Source organism: Thalassospira permensis NBRC 106175, assembly GCF_000714555.1.
In the GTDB taxonomy this organism is placed as follows: domain Bacteria; phylum Pseudomonadota; class Alphaproteobacteria; order Rhodospirillales; family Thalassospiraceae; genus Thalassospira; species Thalassospira xiamenensis.
Map to the genome: position 1 here is coordinate 38,638 of NZ_AUNC01000034.1, position 16,237 is coordinate 54,874.

The following is a 16,237-nucleotide window of genomic DNA, read 5'->3' on the forward strand; positions in this document are numbered from 1 at the left end:
CATGAACATCGAACCGGATATTCTTGCGCGCGCAGAAAACCTGATTGCCCTATGCAAATCCAAAGGCGAAATGATCGCAACCGCAGAATCCTGTACCGGCGGGCTTATAGCTGGCGGGCTGACGGCCGTTGATGGCAGTTCGTCCGTTGTCGATTGCGGCTTTGTGACTTATTCCAACGAAGCAAAACACGGCCTGATCGGCGTACCGCAGGAATTGCTTGATACCTATGGTGCCGTCTCAGAACCGGTCGCGCGCGCAATGGCCGAAGGCGCACTGATCCGCGCACCACTGGCAACACTGGCTGTCGCGGTTACCGGCATCGCCGGTCCGGGCGGCGGATCAGATGAAAAACCGGTTGGACTTGTCCATCTTGCGTGCGCCGGAAAAGGTCGGCCTACCCTGCACCGTCGCCGGGTCTATGACGGTGATCGCCACGCGGTACGCAAGGCAACCATCATCGACGCCTATGACATGCTTTCAGAAATGGTCGGCAAAACCGGTTAATCAGATTGGCGCATCATCGCCCCTGCAGCGTGAATGCAACATGCACTCACTGATCTGACAGGGCCTTGTCCGGCTCGCCATAAACCTGATGGGCGCGGGTTTCAAATGCACCAACCATCAATTTGACGGCCTCGTTGAAAACGACCCCGATCATCTTCTGCAACAGGGCAGAACGGAATTCGAAATCGACAAAGAAGTCGAGCCACGTTCCACCGTCTTCCGCCGGTTCAAACACCCAGTGATTGTTAAGGTACTTGAACGGCCCCTGCAGATATTCGACATCGACCCGATCCGGGCGCTGTAGCGTGACTTTTGATGTGTATTTTTCGCGAAACATTTTGAAACCGATCACCAGATCGGCATGCAAAACATCGCCATCGCGCTTGCGCACACGGGATGCCACACACCATGGCAGAAATTCCGAATAGGAATCGATATCCGCGACGAGGTCAAACAGCTGTTCCGGCGTATAGGGCAGTTTCCTGCGCTCCGCATGCGTCGGCACCCTGATCTCCTTTGTCGTCGCGTTTATCGGTTTGAAATGCGGCGCACTTACTGCGCCGCTGTTGTTGCCTGCATTCTGGCTTTGGCTTCGTCAGCAGCCGCAAGCTTTCTTTCGCGTGCCTTGCGCAGTTCCTCGAAGTCACGGTCTGCATGATAGCTTGAACGCGTCAGCGGCGTTGCCGACACCATCAGGAAGCCCTTGCCGCGCGCCATCGAGGCGTAATCCTTGAACTCGTCCGGGGTCACAAAGCGGTTCACCGGCTCGTGCTTAAGGGTTGGCTGCAAATACTGGCCAATCGTCAGGAAGTCGACATCCGCAACCCGCAGATCATCCATGACCTGTGCCAGTTCATGGCGTTCTTCACCAAACCCGACCATCAGGCCCGATTTGGTGAAGATCGTCGGATCAATCTGTTTGACGCGATCAAGAATGCGCAGCGACTGGTAATAGCGCGCGCCCGGCCGGATCGAGGTATAGAGTCTGGGAACGGTTTCAAGGTTATGGTTGAAAACGTCCGGACGTGCACGGGCAACGATTTCAACGGCACCTGGCTTATCGCGGAAATCGGGGGTCAGAATTTCAATCGTGGTTTCCGGCGATTTATGGCGGATCGCCTCGATCACGCGGGCAAAATGTGCGGCCCCACCATCGGCCAGATCATCACGGTCGACCGAGGTGATCACGACATGTTTAAGCGCCATGTCGGCAACCGCCATCGCAAGGTTTTCCGGCTCGAACGGGTCAAGCGCACCGGGCATGCCGGTCTTGACGTTACAGAACGAACAGGCACGCGTGCAGGTATCCCCCATGATCATGAAGGATGCGTGTTTCTTCTGCCAGCATTCACCAATGTTCGGGCACGCCGCTTCTTCGCAGACGGTATGCAAATTCAGGCCGCGCGCAAGTTCGCGCGTTTCCTGATACCCCTTCGAGGTTGGCGCCTTGACACGAATCCATTCGGGCTTGCGTCCGGACGGACGATCCGGGCGTTTCTGCTTTTCCGGGTGACGAAGTGCCTGTGCTTCGTTGCGCGCCGTCGACATAGAGTTACCTCCGAAGGATTGGACGGGCGGCAATGTGCCGCCACGTCACGCATTTGTCAAACCGACAATCGTCCAAAACGGTCATACCGGGCATGTTTGCCCGGTACAACGCCATATTCTAGAAGTGGATCGCACGCCCATAGGCGTCAAGGACCGACTCATGCATCATTTCCGAAAGGGTCGGATGCGGGAAGACCGTATGCATCAGATCTTCTTCGGTCGTTTCGAGGCCCATGGCCACGACAAAGCCCTGGATCAGCTCGGTCACTTCGGCACCAACCATGTGCGCACCAAGCAATTCACCGGTCTTGGCATCAAACACCGTCTTGACCAGACCTTCGGCCTCGCCCAGTGCAACCGCCTTGCCATTGCCGATGAACGGGAATTTGCCGACCTTGACGTCGTAACCGGCTTCCTTGGCTTTGGCTTCGGTCAGACCGACACTTGCCACCTGCGGATGGCAATAGGTGCAACCCGGAATCTTGCGCGGATCAAGCGGGTGAACCCCTTTGACCCCGGCAATCTTTTCAACGCAGATCACGCCTTCATGCTCGGCCTTGTGCGCCAGCATCGGCGGGCCTGCGACGTCACCAATGGCATAAATGCCCGGTTCTGCCGTTGCCGAATACTCGTTCGTATCAATGACGTTGCGATCAACCTTGACCTTGGTGGTTTCCAGACCGAGATTTTCGGTATTGCCGATCACACCAACCGCGGAAATCACGCGATCAACAGTCAATTCCTGTTTCTTGCCGTCCTTGGTTTCAATCGTGACGACAACATTGTCGGCGTTGCGCTTAAGGTTCGCAACCTTGGCTTCTGTCAGGATTTTCATCCCGTCCTTGGTCATCATCTTCTGTGCAAGGGCGGCCACTTCCTTGTCTTCGACAGGCATGATCTGCGACATGATTTCGACCACCGTCACTTCCGCACCCATGGTGTGATAGAAGCTGGCAAATTCGATACCAATCGCGCCTGAACCGACAACCACAAGGCTTTTGGGCATCTTGTCAGGCGTCATCGCCTTTTTATAGTCCCAGACCACCTTGCCATCGGCTTCCAGCCCCGGCAGGGACCGCGCCCGTGCACCGGTCGCGATAATGTAATTCTTCGCGGTATAGGTGCCGGCATCCTTGCCTTCGACCTTGATCTTTTTCGGACCGTCGAATTTGGCTTCGCCGTTGATCACGGTGACCTTGTTCTTCTTCAGAAGATGGCCAACACCACCCGAAAGCTGCTTGGAAACACCGCGCGAACGCTGAATGACTGCATCCAGATCAAAGGAAGGCTTTTCGCATGACAGACCGAATGACTTGGCATGCTGCATGTTGCGATAGACTTCTGCCGAACGCAGCAGGGCCTTGGTCGGAATACAGCCCCAGTTCAGGCAGATGCCGCCAAGATGTTCGCGTTCAACAACCGCGGTTTTCAGGCCAAGCTGTGCGGCACGAATGGCCGTGACATAGCCACCAGGGCCCGCGCCAACAACGATTAAGTCGAAATTGTTATCCGCCATCGTAAGATCTCCTTCGCCTGCCCGTCACCGGTCACAGGTCTTGAAATTCAAATGCTTGCGGGGACTATTTAAAGTCCCCGCGCAATTTCCGAACCTCAGAGCAACATGCTCAGCGGATCTTCGATCAGCTTTTTGAATTCAGCCATGAATTCAGCACCGACCGCACCATCGACCACACGATGGTCGACCGAAAGCGTGCAGCTCATGACGGTGGCAATAGCCAAGGCGCCGTCCTTGACAACCGCGCGCTGTTCACCGGCACCAACGGCCAGAATGCAGCCCTGCGGCGGGTTGATGATGGCAGAGAATTCCTTGATGCCAAACATGCCAAGGTTAGAGACAGAGAAAGTCCCGCCCTGGAATTCTTCCGGTTTCAGCTTGCCTTCGCGTGCCTTGCCAGCCAGTGCCTTCATCTCGGTCGAGATTTCGGCAAGCCCCTTGCCACCCGCATTGCGGATAACCGGGGTGATCAGTCCGCCATCAATGGCAACAGCAACCGAAATATCCTGCTGCTTGCACTGCAGGATGGCCGCATCGGTCCAAACCGCATTGGCTGCCGGTACGCGTTTAAGCGCAATGGATGCGGCACGAATGACGAAATCATTGACCGATACCTTCACACCCTCGTCGGCCTTCTCGTTAAGCTGCTTGCGGGTGGCAAGCAGATTGTCGAGTTCGCAATCGACCGTCAGGTAGAAATGCGGAACCTGCTGTTTGGACTGGGTCAGACGACGGGCAATAACCTTGCGCATCGAGCTGTTCGGGATTTCTTCGTATTCCGGCAAACCGGTCAGATCCGGGTTCCAGCCAGACGCCGCCGGTGCCTGCGGGGCTGCCGCCGGTTTCTCGCCAGCAGGAGCCGAAGAAGCAGCAGCAGAAGCAGCTTTATCGGCCGGTTTGGACGACATCGCGGCTTCGACATCGCGTTTCACAACACGACCACGCGGGCCCGAACCTTCGACCTTGCCAAGATCAACGCCTTCATTGGCTGCAATACGACGCGCCAATGGGCTTGCCTTGATACGATCCCCACCGGAAACAGGTGCCGCAGGTGCCAGGCCTTTTGCCGGGGCGGCTTCTGGCTTGGACGCTTCCTGTTTCGGTGCCTCGGCTGCTGGTTCGGCATCGCCGCCGCCAACAGACGCCGAAGACGTATCCGCCCCGTCAAGGGCGCTGGCATCTTCGCCTTCTTCCAGAAGAAGTGCGATAACCTCGTTCACGGCAACGCCTTCGCTGCCTTCGGAAACAAGGATTTTACCGATTTTGCCTTCGTCGACGGCTTCAACTTCCATCGTGGCTTTATCGGTTTCGATTTCGGCAATGACGTCACCTGACTCAACGGTGTCGCCTTCCTTGACAAGCCATTTCGCCAAGGTGCCTTCGGTCATGGTCGGCGACAGGGCCGGCATCAATATCTTAACAGGCATGAACGCAATCTCCCGGTAACGGGGCGGCGCGGGTTTGCCGCGCCCTGCCCCTGTCCGTTTTACTTAGCGATAGCAAACGGCCTTGGCCGCATCGACGATGTGTTGCTCCTGCGGAAGTGCAAGCACTTCGAGGTTGGCAGCATATGGCATCGGAACATCTTCACCGGTAACGCGCGCAACCGGCGCATCAAGGTAATCAAACGCATGTTCCATGATGACCGATGCGATCTCGGCACCGATACCGGCAAAGTGCCAGCCTTCTTCGCAGGTCACGAGACGGTTGGTTTTCATGACCGAGCGAACGATGGTGTTCACATCAAGCGGACGGATGGTCCGAAGGTTGATGACTTCGGCAGAAATGCCCTGCTCTGCAAGCTGTTCTGCCGCTTTCAGCGCCTTGCCGACCATAATTGAAAACGCAACGATGGTAACGTCCGTCCCTTCGCGTTCGATCTTTGCCTGACCAATCGGAAGAACGAAATCTTCGTCGTCCGGCACTTCGAAGCTTTGTCCGTAAAGGATTTCGTTTTCAAGGAAGACAATCGGGTTCGGATCACGAATAGCGGCCTTGAGCAGACCCTTCGCATCGGCCGCCGACCAAGGTGCTACAACCTTAAGCCCCGGGCAATGTGCATACCAGGATGCATAGCACTGCGAATGCTGTGCGCCCACACGCGACGCAGCACCGTTCGGGCCACGGAACACGATCGGGCAGCCAAGCTGGCCACCGGACATATACAGGGTCTTCGCAGCAGAGTTGATGATCTGGTCAATCGCCTGCATGGCGAAGTTAAAGGTCATGAACTCAAGAACCGGTTTCAGGCCCATGAATGCCGAACCGGTTGCAAGGCCGGTAAAGCCATGCTCGGTAATCGGGGTATCGACAACACGCTTGTCACCGAATTCATCAAGCAAGCCCTGGGTGACTTTATAAGCCCCCTGATACTGCGCGACTTCTTCCCCCATGACATAAACGTTCTCATCGGCCCGCATTTCTTCGGCCATGGCATCGCGCAGGGCTTCACGAACGGTCTGGGTCTTGAACGAGGTATAGGTTTTCTCGTCCTTGGTCGCGTTCATGACGCTCATGGCACGCGGGTCCTGTTCGGCGCGTTCAATCGCACCGCTTGCAGCAACGGGTGCTGCATTGGACGAACTGGCCGGTGCCTTTTCTTCTTCCTTGGCTTCGGCCGGTGCGGCGTCGGCTTTCGGTGCAGAAGACGCCGAAACATTATCAAGGGCAGAAGCATCCTCGTCTTCTTCGAGGATATAGGCGATCACAGCATTCACCGCGACGTTTTCAGTCCCTTCGGCAATCACGATCTTGCCGATGGTCCCTTCGTCAACGGCCTCGACTTCCATCGTGGCCTTGTCGGTTTCAATTTCTGCAATCACGTCACCGGAGGCAACAGTGTCGCCTTCCTTGACGGTCCATTTGGCAAGAGTGCCTTCTGTCATGGTCGGCGACAGCGCCGGCATCAAAACTTCAATCGGCATTGTTCCCTCTCTCCCGGGAAATATCGGTCAAAAGCGGTTCGCGGGTGTCGCGATCACGCGTCGATCAGAATATCTGTGAACAGTTCGGAAACATCCGGTTCCGGGCTGTTTTGCGCAAACTCGGCCGCTTTGGCGACTTCCGCTTTCACATCCTTGTCGATGTCCTTGAGGCCAGCCTCGTCGATGATATCACCATCGATCAGCAGCTTTTTGACCATATCGATCGGATCGTGCTCTTTACGCATTTTGTCGAGCTCGTCCTTGGTACGATATTTCGCCGGGTCGGACATGGAATGCCCGCGATAGCGATAGGTCTTGAGCTCAAGGATATAGGGCCCTTTGCCTTCGCGGCAATGCGCAACGGCACGTTCACCGGCATCCTTGACCGCCAGAACGTCCATCCCATCAACCTGTTCACCCGGGATACCATAGGCAGAACCGCGCTCGTAAAGGTCCGGGCTGGCCGAATGGCGCTGTGCCGACGTTCCCATGGCATACTGGTTGTTCTCGATGCAATAGATCACCGGAAGCTTCCAGAGCGCTGCCATGTTGAAGGATTCGTATACCTGCCCCTGGTTGACGGCACCATCCCCAAGATAGGTCAGGCAGACACGGTCCTGACCGCGATATTTGTAATTGAAGGCAATACCGGTGCCGAGCGAAACCTGCCCGCCGACGATACCATGCCCGCCATAGAAGTTCTTTTCCTTGGAGAACATGTGCATCGAGCCGCCCTTGCCGTGCGAATAACCGCCTTCACGGCCGGTCAGCTCTGCCATGACCCCTGCTGGGTCCATGCCACAGGCCAGCATATGGCCGTGGTCGCGGTAACTGGTAATCACACCATCATCGCCGGTAATGGCAGCCTGCATGCCGACAACGACAGCTTCCTGCCCGATGTAAAGATGGCAGAAGCCACCAATAAGCCCCATGCCATAAAGCTGACCGGCTTTTTCTTCAAAGCGACGGATCAGCAGCATTTCACGGTAATATTTGAGGAGATCGTCACTGCTCGCCTGATTGTCGGCGCGCGTCGTGGCGCGTTTGCGTTTTGTGGTCGCCATGTTTCCTCCCGGTGGATGGCTGTCGCTTAAGCATCATGTATGAGCGCTTAATTCGGTACTGGACCACCGAAATGACTACCCAAAACTACGTGTCGAAGCAAGCAATCTAACCACCCGTAAACTGTTGTTTTGCAACGCACAATCACAAATAAACCAAATAATGGTTAATTCATGTTTTTTTGCATATATACATAATTCAAGCGTTTCCAGTGACTTGAGGAACCGGCTTCATTCCCGTTCATTCCATCAGGTCACAAATGCTATGCTTTCCTGAAAAGAATATCACAGATCCGACACGTTTATTTCGCAACTGCCAGAAGAAACAAAAGGTTGCGTTGCCCTGATCACAAACTATTGCAGGTCACAAATCAACCAAAAGACAGTTGAAACAACGCTGTATGAGAGGATGTCAAATTCCCGCCAAGCAGCCCGGGCTGTAAAATCATGGGAAATACAGCCCCGGACGCGCGCATTTTCAATTTTGGAAGTTGATCACGCGCATAAAAACCCTGCCGGATTCTAAGCACAAATCTGCCGCGACCGATTACTGGCTGGCAGCAACCGTTTCGTCGGCCGGATAGCCATTGTGATGGAAGATAATCAGATCATCCGGGTGCGCGGCATTCAGCATCGCGCGCGCACGTTCATCGAGCAGATCAGGATCAAGATGCTTCGGGCGCATCGCAATCACGCGCTGCTCGAGATGCTTGCGCTTGTCGATGATTTCGTCACGCACTTTTGCGATATCGGCCACGCGGTCCTGCATCGACCAATAAGCCAGCAAACCACGATTACCTTCGACACTGTGGAAGATGAAATAGACCATAATGGTAAATGCAATAACCGGTGCAATAGCCTGACCTAGTCGGCGAATAACCGGTGACGTTGAAGACATTTACCCCTGCCCTTTGCGGATACGAGACGAAAAACAGAAAAAACACCATTCCGAAACCGGAACGGAAAAACTGCGTGCGTTATTTCCCTTTGAACGCAAAGGTATAAATCTCGCAGCAGACAGAACTCTCGCAAAAATACTCTCATAGCTAATCACAACAGGGTAAAAATAAGCTTAAAACAGCAATGCTAATACAGGGCAGTTACGCTCAATTAGCTGATCCTGAACAACAAAAAACCGCCCCGGAATGACGGGACGGTTTTTCAGGTTCAGTCCTGCAATCGAACCTTATTTCAGGATCGAACGCCCCGGATAATAGGCACCGGCCCCCAGCATCTCTTCGATGCGGATCAACTGGTTGTATTTCGCCAGGCGGTCGGAACGTGACAGCGAACCGGTTTTGATCTGTCCGCAATTGGTGGCAACCGCAAGATCGGCGATGGTCGAATCTTCGGTTTCGCCCGAACGGTGTGACATAACCGCAGTATAGCCCGCACGATGGGCCATTTCGACGGCCTCAAGCGTTTCGGTCAGCGAACCGATCTGGTTGACCTTCACGAGGATCGAGTTGGCAACGCCCTTCTTGATGCCATCGACAAGGCGCTTCGGATTGGTTACGAACAGATCGTCCCCGACCAGCTGAACCTTTTTGCCGATTTCCGACGTCAATGCCGCCCAACCGTCCCAGTCATCTTCAGACATGCCGTCTTCGATCGAGAAAATCGGATACTTGCTGACCAGATCGGCCCAGTATTTGACCATGCCGTCTGCATCAAGGGTCTTGTTCTCGCCCGCCAGAACGTATTTGCCACCTTTGTAGAATTCGGTCGATGCCGCATCAAGGGCAAGGACAACGTCTTCTTCCGGACGATAACCGGCAGCTTCGATCGACTTCATGATGTAGCTGATGGCTTCTTCGCTCGACCCGATATTCGGGGCAAAACCACCTTCGTCACCAACAGAAGTGCTCAGACCATCTGCTGACAGGGCCTTTTTCAGGTTATGGAAGATTTCCGCACCCATGCGGATTGCGTCCGATCCGGTTTCTGCCGAAACCGGCATCACCATGAATTCCTGAACGTCAATCGCGTTGTCGGCATGTTCACCGCCATTGATGATGTTCATCATCGGCACCGGCAGGGTGCGGGCGAAAGCCCCACCAACATAACGATAAAGCGGAAGGCCTGCTTCTTCAGCCGCGGCCTTGGCAACCGCCAGCGATACGCCCAGAATGGCGTTCGCACCAAGACGGCTCTTGTTCGGCGTCCCGTCAAGATCGATCATGATGCCATCGACCTCGACCTGGTCTTCGGCATCCATACCGGCCAGGGCTTCGAAAATCTCGCCATTGACGGCGGCAACCGCTTTGGTCACGCCCTTGCCAAGATAACGGTCTTCCTTGTCACGCAGCTCGACGGCTTCATGCGCACCGGTGGATGCACCCGACGGAACGGCTGCACGACCAAAGGCGCCACTTTCCAGAGTTACATCAACTTCGACAGTCGGGTTGCCACGGCTATCGAGAATTTCGCGGCCGCGGATATCGATAATAGCGGTCATGACGGAAACATTCTCCTCACTGAGATTATCTGCACCCCTGCGGGGTACTTTGGTTACAGCATAAAAGAAATGCCGCCATCATGTCTGATGGCGGCATTTGCATATCAATCCTTGAACATGTCCAGACGAACCGGATTGGCTTTTGCCACTTTGTCCAGTTCCATCAGAACCGACAAAACTTCCGGAAGCTTGTTCAAGGGAATCTGGTTCGGGCCATCGCTAATGGCCGCATCCGGGTTATCGTGGGTTTCGATAAACAGGGCAGCAATGCCGACAGATACAGCCGCACGCGCCAAAACCGGCGCAAATTCGCGCTGTCCACCCGACGTTGTCCCCTGCCCACCCGGCTGCTGAACAGAATGGGTCGCATCAAATACGACCGGATAGCCCTGACGGGCCATGGTGGGAAGTCCACGGAAATCGGTTACCAGCGTGTTATAGCCAAAGCTGGTCCCGCGATCACAAAGCATGATGTTTTCGTTGCCGGTTGACGCAATGTTGTTCGCAACATTCGCCATGTCCCAGGGCGCCAGGAACTGGCCCTTTTTGACATTCACCGCGCGCCCGGTTTTACCCGCGGCCTGCAAAAGATCGGCCTGACGGCACAGGAACGCCGGAATTTGCAGAATATCGGCAACTTCCGCGACCGACGCACACTGATCTGGCAGATGAACGTCGGTGACAATCGGAAGGCCGGTCTTTTCCTTGACCTCGGCCAGAATGTCGAGCCCCTCGACCAGACCAACCCCGCGCCTCGACGTGCTGCTGGTGCGGTTTGCCTTGTCAAACGAGCTTTTGTAAACAAGCCCGATCCCGAGCCCCTCGGACAATTCCTTAAGCGCTGCGGACATTTCCAGTGCGTGCTGACGGCTTTCGATCGCGCACGGCCCCGCCAGAAGCGCAAAGGGCCTGTCATTGGCGAATTCGATATTGCCGACTTTGACAGTTTTGATTTCCGTCATTTCGAAGTCTTTCATTCAGGCTGTTTGATCAAACCAGACGGCTGCGCTCTTTGGCGGCCTTGATATAGGACACAAACAGCGGATGCGGATCAAGCGGACGCGAACGCAGTTCCGGGTGGAACTGAACGCCGATGAACCACGGGTGATCAGGGTATTCGACGATTTCCGGCAAACGCCCGTCCGGCGACAGACCCGAGAATTTAAGCCCTTTTTCCTCAAGCTGCGCCATGAAGTTTACGTTAACTTCGTAACGATGGCGATGGCGCTCAAGAACGGTCTCACTGCCATAGATATCACGCGCACGCGTACCGTCGACCAGTTTGCACTCGTAGTTGCCAAGGCGCATGGTGCCACCAAGATCATCTTCGCCGCTACGACGCTCAACCGAGCCACCATCTTTGGCCCATTCGGTCATCAGGCCCACAAGCGGGGTCTTTGTCGGACCGAATTCCGATGAAGACGCATCCTTAAGGCCCGCAAGATTGCGTGCGGCTTCAAGAACCGCCATCTGCATGCCAAAGCAGATACCGAAATACGGCACCTTGTTTTCACGGGCATAGCGCGCAGCGGCAATCTTGCCCTCTGTTCCACGCTCGCCAAATCCGCCCGGCACCATGATCGCGTCCAGTTTGGACAGGATTTCGCTAACATCGCCTTCTTTTTCAAGCGCGTCAGACGCAATCCATTCCAGTTTGACACGGACCTTGTTGGCGATGCCGCCATGGGTCAGTGCTTCGGTGAGCGACTTATAGGCATCGGGCAACTGAATATATTTGCCAACGATCCCGATAGTAACCTCACCTTCCGGATTACGGATGATGTTGCAGATTTCTTCCCACGGCCCCAGATCCGGGTCCTGTGCCTGCAGGCCGAAGTGATGAAGCACTTCGTTATCAAGACCATACTGGTGATAGCTGATCGGCACCTGATAGATATTGTCGACGTCATAGGCCGGAATAACAGCGGCTTCGCGCACGTTACAGAAACGTGCGATCTTGCGGCGTTCATTGACCGGGATTTCACGGTCACAACGGCACAGCAGGATATCGGGCTGAATACCAACGCTTTGCAGTTCCTTGACGGAATGCTGTGTCGGTTTGGTTTTAAGCTCGCCCGCCGACGAAATATAAGGCACCAGCGTCAGATGCATGAACAGCGTGCGGCCATCGCCAAGCTCGTTGCCCATCTGGCGGATCGCTTCAAGGAACGGCAGACTTTCGATATCGCCAACCGTACCGCCGATCTCGACAAGGACAAAATCCTCGGTCGCATCGGACTGAACGAATTCCTTGATCGCATCGGTAATATGCGGGATCACCTGAACGGTCCCGCCCAGATAATCGCCGCGACGTTCGCGCGCAATCACGTTGGAATAGATGCGACCAGTGGTCACGTTGTCGGAACGACGCGACGAAACACCGGTGAAACGTTCATAGTGACCAAGATCAAGGTCGGTCTCCGCCCCGTCTTCGGTCACATAACATTCGCCATGCTGATACGGGCTCATGGTGCCCGGATCAACGTTGATATACGGATCAAGCTTACGCAGGCGAACAGTGAAACCACGTGCCTGAAGCGAGGCCCCCAAAGCAGCAGATGCCAGGCCCTTGCCCAGCGAAGAAACAACGCCACCGGTGATAAAGATATAACGGGTCATGTCTTTGCCTCATCTCAAAGCAAAACGCCGCAGTTCGATGCCGCTCAGTGCATCACGAACCGGGGAATACAACAATCAAAAATTGAGGCGGCAATTTTGCCGCCTCTGGTCGTCGGTTTGTTTTTTAGCGGGTCGGAGCCGCCGGTCCGGTGTCCTCGGCGGGCTGTTGTTCAGCTGCCGGGGCCGGAGCCTGATCCAGTATGGATGTCGGCTGGGTATGAGTGTTGGACAACAATGCCAGGGCAAGGCTTGTAATCATGAATGCCCCGGCAAGAATAGCGGTCGTACGTGTCAGAAGGTTTGCTGCGCTGCGCGAGCTCATGACGCCGAAATTACCGCCGCCGCCACCGCCGCCGCTTCCGCCGATACCAAGCCCACCGCCCTCGCTGCGCTGTACGAGAATGACGGCAATCATGCCAAGCGCAAGAAGAAGGTGAATTACCAGAATAACAGTTTGCATGGTCTCGAAACTCTTGTCCTAAAACTTCCGATCCGAACATTATTATGGCCGGATCGGGCAAAAATTTGATGCGTATTTAACGTGTTTTATGACAGTTGGCTAGGCGCAACTTTCAATAATTTTCCAAAAATCGTCAACCTTGAGGCTCGCCCCGCCAACCAGTGCACCGTCAACATCGGGCACAGACAGCAATTCAGCCGCATTGGACGGCTTTACCGAACCACCATACAGAATTCTGAATTTGTCACCATCATCAAATCGTGCCGTCAGCCCTGCACGAATTGCAGCATGAACTTCGGCAACTTCATCAACGCTTGCCGTGCGCCCCGTGCCAATCGCCCAGACCGGCTCATAGGCAATGACGGTATTTTCCGCCGTCGCCTCATCAGGAACCGAAACCGCAATCTGGCCATTAACCACCGCAAGCGTCGCACCAAGATCGCGTTCCTGCTCGGTCTCGCCAACACAGACCACCGCAATCAGACCGGCATCATGGGCTGCCATTGTTTTCTGGCGAATAACGGTCGAACTTTCACCGTGGTCGGCCCGACGTTCGGAATGTCCGACAAGAACATGGGTCGCGCCGATATCGGCCAGCATCGGGGCCGCAATATCCCCGGTATGCGCACCCGAAACGGCAACATGACAATCCTGACCGCCAACCTTGACGGCACTCTTGGCCGTAACACCGGCAACATCGGAAATCAGGGTTGCCGGCGGACAGACCAGAATATCACATGCCAGATCACCTTTTGCCTTTGCGCGGTCAGACAGTCCGCGCGCAAGTGCAAGCCCGTCGGTGCGCAGGCAATTCATTTTCCAGTTTCCGGCGATCAGGGGACGGCGCTGTGACATATGTATATCTACCTCTTGCTGCGACAGGTTTTGGATCAGGCAATGGCTGGGCCATGCAGGAACCGATCCGACAAGTATTGTTACAAACACGGTTCGATGCGGGTTTTAGCACGCGCTCAGGCCCCGGCCAAGCCCCGGAAAACACTGTCAACCGAACTTCGGGCACGGTCAATGCAATCGGATGTTGCCGCCCTTACCTCTCGCCATTAAGATGCGCGGCAATTGCGCCGGGATTTTCGTTATGTTCCGGCAGATAAAAGAAACGCTGCCGGTACATTGTCATCTGCATTGTCATCGGCACCAACCACGAATTGTTAGGCTTATCATATGCTTGCTGGCATTCGCTCTTTTTCGAAATCAATCTTTGCCAAGATCATCCTCGGCGTGATTGCAATCAGCTTCGTCGGATGGGGCCTGAATGCGTCGATGCTCGATCTTGGAACATCGCGTCAGGTTGCTGAAATCGGCAGCCAAAATATCAGCCCCGCCGAACTGGATCGCGCCTTCCAGCGCAGCATCCAGAATATGCGCAGCGTTTTCGGTCCGAATTTCGACCGTCAGCAAGCCATCCAGATGGGCCTTTTGAACAATACGGTTCAAAATCTGGTTTCCCAGAAAATCCTGCGTGAAAACGCCAAGGAAATGGGCATCGGCATCAGCAACGAAAAAGTGCGCGAGACGATTTTCGCCTCTCCGGGCTTCCAGAATGAAACCACCGGCCAGTTCGACCGAGAACGTTTCCTTCAGGCGCTGTATTCCAGCGGATATACCGAACCGGAATTCATCGAAGGTGTTCGTGGGGACATGATGGGCCAGCAGGTTGTCGGCAGCCTCGCCGGTGCCGTCAGCGTCCCTGACGTCATGGCACAACAGATTGCCGCCTACCGCAACGAACAGCGCAGCGGCAGCTTATTTGCCCTGAATACCTCGGAATTCGACACGATCGAAACGCCCGATGACGCGACCCTTCGTAAATATCACGAAGACAACGCACCGCAATTCACCGCCCCCGAAAGCCGCGATGTGACCCTGGTCACCCTTTCGGCGAAGGATCTGGCGGCAAATATGGATGTCACCGAAGAAGAAATTCTCGAGGCATATAACCATCGCCTGCCGGAATTCCAGACTCCGGAAAAACGCGTTGTCGAACAGATCCTGTTTGCCCCCAATGAAAAGGAAAGTGCCCAGGAGGCCTATAAGGCGCTTCAGGGTGGTGCCGATTTCATGCAGGTCGCAACCGACGATGCCGGTATGGATCCGTCGATTGTCAAACTTGGTGAATTCACCGCCGACAACATCCTTCCCGATCTGCGCGATGCGACGTTTGGCCTTGAAGAAGGCGCATTTTCCGAACCGGTCGAAACAGCCCTTGGCTGGCATATCATTCGCGTGACCGGCATTACGCCGGAACAGACCGAAACCCTTGATCAGGTTCGCGACGATGTCGAGGCCGGTGTCCGGCAGTTCAAGGCCGAAGACGCGATCTATGATCTTGCCGCCAAGCTTGATGATGAACTTGGTGCCGGGACCCCGCTTGAAGAAGCCGCAAACGCGGTTGGCGCAAAAACCTATAAACTGAACGACGTTGTGCGTGGCGAAGGTCTGGGTACTGAAATCACCGACAGCGGTGAGATCAATGCCAAGATTTTCGAACTCGGCAAGGGCGAGGAAAGCTTCCTCGAAGAAACCTCGACCGGTGTTCGTTATGTCGCACGCGTTGATGACGTCACCCCGTCGGCACTGCGTCCGTTTGAAGATGTGCGTGATGACGTTGTCACCGCATGGAAAACCGATGAACGCAACCGTCTGATGCTTGAAAAAGCCGATCAGCTTGCCGCGTCGATCAATGACCAGAACGCCGATATCGCAACGCTCGCTACCAGCGACAATGCCGAACTCGAACAAAGCGGCCTGACCAAACGTACCGGTCAGGGCCTCCAAGGCAATGTCAGCCCGGCGGTTGCCGCAGCCCTCTTCACCCTTGAAGAAGGCAAGGCAAAGGCCGTTCAGTCCGGCGACAATGTTCTGGTTCTGAAACTTGATCAGATCAAAGCTGGCACCATTGCCGAAGGCGCTACCGACCCGGTCTTGACCGAACTCAAACAGGGCCTGAACGAAGACATCCTTGCAGAATATCTTGATTACCTGCAGGACGAGATTTCGGTCAGTGTCAATAACAGCGTGATCAACGGTCTTTATCCGCAAACCGCGGCCAACTGATCCCGATCAGAAATGGGGCGGCCTTTCATCGGGCCGCCCTTTTTCGTTAAACTCTACGCTGCCTCATACCG

The 16,237-nt window shown here is 55.1% G+C and carries 14 protein-coding genes; 2 read left to right on the forward strand and 12 right to left on the reverse strand.

Annotated features, from left to right (window positions below; translation table 11 throughout):
• The first annotated feature begins 1 nt into the window (after position 1).
• Positions 2 to 505 (forward strand): CinA family protein, encoded by a 504-nt coding sequence (locus SMB34_RS15025; protein ID WP_037991249.1) that lies wholly within the window; start codon positions 2 to 4, stop codon positions 503 to 505.
• A gap of 46 nt (positions 506 to 551) precedes the next feature.
• Here SMB34_RS15025 and SMB34_RS15030 read toward each other — a convergent pair whose 3' ends face one another.
• The 12 genes from SMB34_RS15030 to tpiA all read right to left on the reverse strand — a co-directional run bounded on the left by SMB34_RS15030 (position 552) and on the right by tpiA (position 13,946).
• Positions 552 to 1,010, reverse strand: coding sequence for a type II toxin-antitoxin system RatA family toxin (locus SMB34_RS15030; protein ID WP_037991250.1), 459 nt, complete (start codon positions 1,008 to 1,010; stop codon positions 552 to 554).
• Positions 1,011 to 1,057: 47 nt separating this feature from the next.
• Positions 1,058 to 2,053, reverse strand: coding sequence for a lipoyl synthase (lipA, locus tag SMB34_RS15035; protein ID WP_007089472.1), 996 nt, complete (start codon positions 2,051 to 2,053; stop codon positions 1,058 to 1,060).
• Between the two features lie 118 nt (positions 2,054 to 2,171).
• The gene (gene lpdA / locus SMB34_RS15040; protein ID WP_037991253.1) at positions 2,172 to 3,569 is read right to left on the reverse strand and encodes a dihydrolipoyl dehydrogenase; all 1,398 of its coding nucleotides are present in this window, start codon (positions 3,567 to 3,569) and stop codon (positions 2,172 to 2,174) included.
• 95 nt (positions 3,570 to 3,664) lie between these two features.
• Entirely contained in the window at positions 3,665 to 4,996 is a 1,332-nt protein-coding gene (locus tag SMB34_RS15045; RefSeq protein WP_037991260.1) for a pyruvate dehydrogenase complex dihydrolipoamide acetyltransferase, read from the reverse strand.
• Positions 4,997 to 5,059: 63 nt separating this feature from the next.
• Entirely contained in the window at positions 5,060 to 6,493 is a 1,434-nt protein-coding gene (locus SMB34_RS15050) for a pyruvate dehydrogenase complex E1 component subunit beta (protein WP_037991262.1), read from the reverse strand.
• A gap of 53 nt (positions 6,494 to 6,546) precedes the next feature.
• Positions 6,547 to 7,557 carry a pyruvate dehydrogenase (acetyl-transferring) E1 component subunit alpha gene (gene pdhA / locus SMB34_RS15055; protein ID WP_037991264.1) on the reverse strand — a complete coding sequence of 337 codons (1,011 nt, stop codon included), beginning with the start codon at positions 7,555 to 7,557 and terminating at the stop codon, positions 6,547 to 6,549.
• Between the two features lie 544 nt (positions 7,558 to 8,101).
• On the reverse strand, positions 8,102 to 8,452 hold the full coding sequence (locus SMB34_RS15060) for an FtsB family cell division protein (protein ID WP_051682326.1): 351 nt from the start codon (positions 8,450 to 8,452) through the stop codon (positions 8,102 to 8,104).
• Positions 8,453 to 8,740: 288 nt separating this feature from the next.
• Positions 8,741 to 10,012 carry a phosphopyruvate hydratase gene (eno, locus tag SMB34_RS15065; RefSeq protein WP_037991266.1) on the reverse strand — a complete coding sequence of 424 codons (1,272 nt, stop codon included), beginning with the start codon at positions 10,010 to 10,012 and terminating at the stop codon, positions 8,741 to 8,743.
• Positions 10,013 to 10,116: 104 nt separating this feature from the next.
• Positions 10,117 to 10,974 carry a 3-deoxy-8-phosphooctulonate synthase gene (gene kdsA, locus SMB34_RS15070; protein WP_037991591.1) on the reverse strand — a complete coding sequence of 286 codons (858 nt, stop codon included), beginning with the start codon at positions 10,972 to 10,974 and terminating at the stop codon, positions 10,117 to 10,119.
• A gap of 28 nt (positions 10,975 to 11,002) precedes the next feature.
• Positions 11,003 to 12,631 (reverse strand): CTP synthase, encoded by a 1,629-nt coding sequence (locus tag SMB34_RS15075; RefSeq protein ID WP_007089464.1) that lies wholly within the window; start codon positions 12,629 to 12,631, stop codon positions 11,003 to 11,005.
• Between the two features lie 124 nt (positions 12,632 to 12,755).
• The gene (secG, locus tag SMB34_RS15080) at positions 12,756 to 13,091 is read right to left on the reverse strand and encodes a preprotein translocase subunit SecG (RefSeq protein WP_007089463.1); all 336 of its coding nucleotides are present in this window, start codon (positions 13,089 to 13,091) and stop codon (positions 12,756 to 12,758) included.
• 99 nt (positions 13,092 to 13,190) lie between these two features.
• Positions 13,191 to 13,946: a triose-phosphate isomerase gene (gene tpiA / locus SMB34_RS15085; RefSeq protein WP_037991268.1), complete on the reverse strand. Its 756-nt coding sequence runs from the start codon at positions 13,944 to 13,946 to the stop codon at positions 13,191 to 13,193.
• Between the two features lie 327 nt (positions 13,947 to 14,273).
• Here tpiA and SMB34_RS15090 point away from each other — a divergent pair, with 327 nt between their 5' ends.
• Positions 14,274 to 16,166: a peptidyl-prolyl cis-trans isomerase gene (locus tag SMB34_RS15090; protein ID WP_037991269.1), complete on the forward strand. Its 1,893-nt coding sequence runs from the start codon at positions 14,274 to 14,276 to the stop codon at positions 16,164 to 16,166.
• Positions 16,167 to 16,237: the final 71 nt, after the last annotated feature.

What these genes read in the sequence shown, in the direction of transcription:
- eno (WP_037991266.1), bottom strand. Translation starts at nt 10,012, where the DNA reads ATGACCGCTATTATCGATATCCGCGGCCGCGAAATTCTCGATAGCCGT.
- lipA (WP_007089472.1), bottom strand. Translation starts at nt 2,053, where the DNA reads ATGTCGACGGCGCGCAACGAAGCACAGGCACTTCGTCACCCGGAAAAG.
- pdhA (WP_037991264.1), bottom strand. Translation starts at nt 7,557, where the DNA reads ATGGCGACCACAAAACGCAAACGCGCCACGACGCGCGCCGACAATCAG.
- SMB34_RS15045 (WP_037991260.1), bottom strand. Translation starts at nt 4,996, where the DNA reads ATGCCTGTTAAGATATTGATGCCGGCCCTGTCGCCGACCATGACCGAA.
- lpdA (WP_037991253.1), bottom strand. Translation starts at nt 3,569, where the DNA reads ATGGCGGATAACAATTTCGACTTAATCGTTGTTGGCGCGGGCCCTGGT.
- kdsA (WP_037991591.1), bottom strand. Translation starts at nt 10,974, where the DNA reads ATGACGGAAATCAAAACTGTCAAAGTCGGCAATATCGAATTCGCCAAT.
- SMB34_RS15025 (WP_037991249.1), top strand. Translation starts at nt 2, where the DNA reads ATGAACATCGAACCGGATATTCTTGCGCGCGCAGAAAACCTGATTGCC.
- secG (WP_007089463.1), bottom strand. Translation starts at nt 13,091, where the DNA reads ATGCAAACTGTTATTCTGGTAATTCACCTTCTTCTTGCGCTTGGCATG.
- SMB34_RS15090 (WP_037991269.1), top strand. Translation starts at nt 14,274, where the DNA reads ATGCTTGCTGGCATTCGCTCTTTTTCGAAATCAATCTTTGCCAAGATC.
- SMB34_RS15060 (WP_051682326.1), bottom strand. Translation starts at nt 8,452, where the DNA reads ATGTCTTCAACGTCACCGGTTATTCGCCGACTAGGTCAGGCTATTGCA.
- tpiA (WP_037991268.1), bottom strand. Translation starts at nt 13,946, where the DNA reads ATGTCACAGCGCCGTCCCCTGATCGCCGGAAACTGGAAAATGAATTGC.
- SMB34_RS15050 (WP_037991262.1), bottom strand. Translation starts at nt 6,493, where the DNA reads ATGCCGATTGAAGTTTTGATGCCGGCGCTGTCGCCGACCATGACAGAA.
- SMB34_RS15075 (WP_007089464.1), bottom strand. Translation starts at nt 12,631, where the DNA reads ATGACCCGTTATATCTTTATCACCGGTGGCGTTGTTTCTTCGCTGGGC.